This window comes from Streptomyces sp., assembly GCF_050698815.1.
Taxonomy (GTDB): Bacteria; Actinomycetota; Actinomycetes; order Streptomycetales; family Streptomycetaceae; genus Streptomyces.
The window spans coordinates 1-2559 of sequence record NZ_JBOHCV010000578.1 but is presented as its reverse complement, the minus strand read 5'-3'; the positions used below and the strand labels follow the sequence as shown (position 1 = coordinate 2559).

Below are 2559 nucleotides of genomic sequence, written 5' to 3'. Positions count from 1 at the left end.
GCCCTGCACCACCGCGCCCTCCTCGACCACCACGCCGGGTGCCAGCACCGAACCCGTCACCTGCCCGGCGATGACGGCGCCCGCACTGACCATCGACTCTCTCGCGATGCCGCCGGCGACGAACTTGGCGGGAGGCAGCTGGGCCTGGTTGGTGAAGATCGGCCAGTCGCGGTTGTAGAGGTTGAAGACGGGCTGCGTCGAGATGAGGTCCATGTGCGCGTCGTAGTACGCGTCGAGCGATCCGACGTCCCGCCAGTAGCCGTGGTCGCGCTCGGTCTCGCCGGGGACCTCGTTGTCGTCGAAGTCGTAGACCTGCGCCTGCCCGCGCTCGGTGAGCATGGGCAGGATGCTGCCTCCCATGTCGTGTACGGAGTCCTCGTCCTCGGCGTCCTGCCGCAGCGCCTCGAGGAGGACGCCGGTGGAGAAGATGTAGTTGCCCATCGAGGCGAACACGTGGTCCGGGTCGTCGGCCAGGCCCGGCGGGTCGGCCGGCTTCTCCAGGAACTCCCTGATCCGGGTGTCATGCGGGACCGTGCCGATGACGCCGAAGGAGGCGGACTGCTCGCGCGGCACCTTGATGCCCGCGACGGTGACACCCGCGCCGGTCGCGATGTGCTGCCGGAGCATCTGGCGCGGGTCCATGCGGTAGACGTGGTCGGCGCCGAAGACGACGACGTAGTCGGGCTGTTCGTCGTGAATGAGATTGAGCGACTGGAAGATGGCGTCGGCACTGCCGAGGAACCAGCGCGGGCCCAGCCGCTGCTGCGCGGGTACGGGCGTCACGTAGTCGCCGAGCAGCCCGGTCATCCGCCACGTCGTGGAGACGTGCCGGTCCAGGGAGTGCGACTTGTACTGGGTGAGCACGCAGATGCGCTGGATCCCGCCGTTGACGAGGTTCGACAGGACGAAGTCCACCAGCCGGTAGACGCCGCCGAAGGGCACCGCGGGTTTGGCCCGGTCCGCGGTGAGGGGCATCAGCCGCTTCCCCTCGCCGCCCGCGAGCACGATGCCCAGCACGCGTGGTCCTGCTGCCATCCCGACACCTCCACCACTTCAGTTCACCGGTGTTCACCGGTGTTCACCGGATCAGGCCGTCACCACAGCACGGTGTCACCTCGCCGCGCCAGTACGCCGCACGCCGTGCGTCGTTTCGCGGGGGTCGCGCATCGGGGGTGCCCGCACCGAGACTGCCCACACGACGAAGGCGGCGAGGAGGACGGATGAGCGGGGACGGGAAGGGGACCGGTGGGGAGGGGGCCGGCGGCCGTGGGCGGGTGCTGGTGGTGGACGACGACGCGGCGATCCGGCGCTCGCTGCGCCGCGGGCTGCGCCTGAACGGTTTCGCCGTCGACCTGGCCGAGGGCGGGCGCCGCGCCCTGTCCCGGGTACGGGAGCGGCCCGTACCCGGGATAGACGTCGTCGTGCTCGACATCTCCATGCCCGACGTCGACGGCATCCAGGTGTGCCGGACGCTCCGCGACGGGGGTGACGACGTGCCCGTACTGATGCTGTCGGCGCTGGACGAGACGGCCGACCGGATAGCCGGGCTCCAGGCGGGCGGTGACGACTACCTCATCAAGCCCTTCGCGCTGCAGGAGCTGGTGCTGCGCCTGGACGCGCTGCTGCGCAGACGGCGGCCCGCGCGGGAGGAGGACGCGGACGCCGGGACGGGTGCCGACGTGGTGCGGGTCGGCGGGCTGTCGCTGAACCCCGCGACCCGGGAGGCCCACCGGGACGGGGAGCCGCTGCCGCTCACCCGCCGCGAGTTCGAACTGCTGGAGGTCCTGGCCCGCAACGCGGGCATCGTGCTGACCAGGGACCAGCTGCTGGAACGGGTCTGGGGCTACGACTTCGAGGTGCGTACGGACGCCGTCGACACCTTCATCAGCTATCTGCGCCGCAAGACCGAGAGCGGCGGGGGCCCGCGGCTGCTGCACACCGTGCGGGGCGTCGGCTTCGTCCTGCGCGCGGACAGGGAGGGGCGGGGCTGATGAGGATGAAGCTCTCCACCAGGATCGCGCTCGCGGTCGGCGTCATCGTGCCCGTGCTGGTGCTGGCGGCCGGCTGGCTGCTGTTCCTGCTCGTCGCCCGCGACGTCCACACCGAGCAGGACGCGCATCTGCGCGAACGCGCCACCCTGGCGAAGGCCGACGCGCGGCGGTTGCTCAAGGTCACCGCCGCCGACCGCCCGCGGGCCGAACAGGCCCGTGAGCGACGGCTGTACGCGTCCGCCCTGGACGTGGGAATCCGGGTGACCGGCCCGCACGGCACCGTCTCCGGCGGACCGCAGCCCGACGCCGGGACGCCCCTCCCGGAGGCCGGTCCGCACCCGCGCCCGGTGACGGTACGGGACCGGGACCAAGACCGGGGCGACGGCGGGAACGGCGGGACCGACGGACCGGGGAAGCGCCAGGTCAAGAGCTGGCGGGTGCTGCCGGTCCAGATACACGGCGCGCGGCCGGGCGTGAACGGCACGCTGTGGCTCTTCTCCCCGGACACCACGGGCCAGGCCCAACTCGGCTTCGTACGGCGGCGCGTGCTGTGGGTGGCCCTCCTGGC

At 71.9% G+C, this 2559-nt stretch carries 2 protein-coding genes and 1 pseudogene; 2 read left to right on the top strand and 1 reads right to left on the bottom strand.

Annotated features, from left to right (window positions below; translation table 11 throughout):
• A partial coding sequence (locus ACRDP3_RS20935; protein WP_431518515.1) for a glucose-1-phosphate adenylyltransferase occupies window positions 1-1035 on the bottom strand: 1035 nt, incomplete at its 3' end.
• 185 nt (window positions 1036-1220) lie between these two features.
• On the opposite strand from ACRDP3_RS20935, the gene ACRDP3_RS20930 reads away from it, so the two are divergent.
• Window positions 1221-1991, top strand: coding sequence for a response regulator transcription factor (locus ACRDP3_RS20930; RefSeq protein ID WP_431518514.1), 771 nt, complete (start codon window positions 1221-1223; stop codon window positions 1989-1991).
• Window positions 1991-2559: pseudogene (locus tag ACRDP3_RS20925) on the top strand (hypothetical protein); the annotation flags it as partial. The gene ACRDP3_RS20930 and the pseudogene ACRDP3_RS20925, both read left to right, overlap by 1 nt.